Source organism: Mesorhizobium sp. M0227 (assembly GCF_040321855.1).
Lineage (GTDB): Bacteria > Pseudomonadota > Alphaproteobacteria > Rhizobiales > Rhizobiaceae > Mesorhizobium.
The window spans coordinates 1-1,124 of the sequence record NZ_JAMYSJ010000070.1 but is presented as its reverse complement, the minus strand read 5'-3'; the positions used below and the strand labels follow the sequence as shown (position 1 = coordinate 1,124).

Here is a 1,124-nt window from a genome sequence, read left to right as displayed (position 1 = left end):
GGGATCTTGCGATGACGACGAAGCCGAGCGGTCAGTTCAGTTTTGTGGAGGCTCTGCTGCCGCAGGGTCTTGGTCGGAGCGGTCGCCTGGACCGGTTGTCGTTGCTGGTGAAGTGGTATCGCTTCGAGAAGATCCTGGCACGGCTGCGCTCGCCGGCCGGACCAGGCCGGCCTGCCTACAATTCGTTGGTGATGTTCAAGGCGCTTCTGCTGCAGTCCTTGTATGGACTGTCGGACAGCGAACTGGAGGAGGCGCTCGCCGATCGGCTGTCGTTCCGCCGCTTCGTTGGGCTGACGCTCGAAGAGACGGTGCCCGACCACACCACGCTCAACCGCTTTCGCAATCGTCTCGTCGAGGCGGGGCTTCTGGAGAAGCTGTTTGGCGAACTGGACCGTCAGTTGGACAAGGCCGGGCTGATCCTGCGGCGCGGTACGATGCTCGATGCCACGGTGATCGAGACGGCGGCGGCACGGCCACCCAGTGGAACGGCGCACGAGGCCGGCGAGGCTGGCGATCCCGATGCCGGCTTTACACGCCGGCAGGGCAAGCCTGGCTCCTCCTATGGCTACAAGGCCCATGTCGGTGTCGACCAGGGCTCTGGCCTGATCCGCCGGGTGAGAACGACAGCGGCCAACGTCAACGACACGGTCGAGGCAGATCATCTGATCTGTGGCGACGAAGGCGCAGTGCTGGCGGATGCGGCCTATCACACCAAGGCGCGCCAGGTATTGCTGAGGGAGCGCGGGATCAAGCCAAGACTGATGCGGCGCGCCAACAAGCATCATCCGCATCTGCCAGCGCGCCTGAAGCATTTCAACCGGCTCATTGCGCGGCAACGCTTCGCCGTCGAGACGACCTTTGCCACCTTGAAGAACCGCATGCGGCTTTGCGCCATCCGCTACCGCGGCTTGGCCAAGGCGGCAGGACAGATCCTCATCGCCGCCATGGCCTTCAACATGCGCCGCTGGGTGACGCTGGCGACCTAATACAGGGTCGCATTGCGCCCGAAATCCGCCGAACCCGTCAAACCCCAGCCAATCCGGCCTCAAACCCGAGCCGCAAGGCACCCCACATTGGCCCGACCCTCCCTCCTTGCCCCTATAACTTAATAACGCAACGGGCCC

General features: G+C 64.0%; 1 protein-coding gene. It reads left to right on the top strand.

Annotated features, from left to right (window positions below; all coding sequences use genetic code 11):
- The first annotated feature begins 11 nt into the window (after positions 1–11).
- On the top strand, positions 12–986 hold the full coding sequence (locus NKJ00_RS32175; protein WP_023811436.1) for an IS5 family transposase: 975 nt from the start codon (positions 12–14) through the stop codon (positions 984–986).
- Positions 987–1,124: the final 138 nt, after the last annotated feature.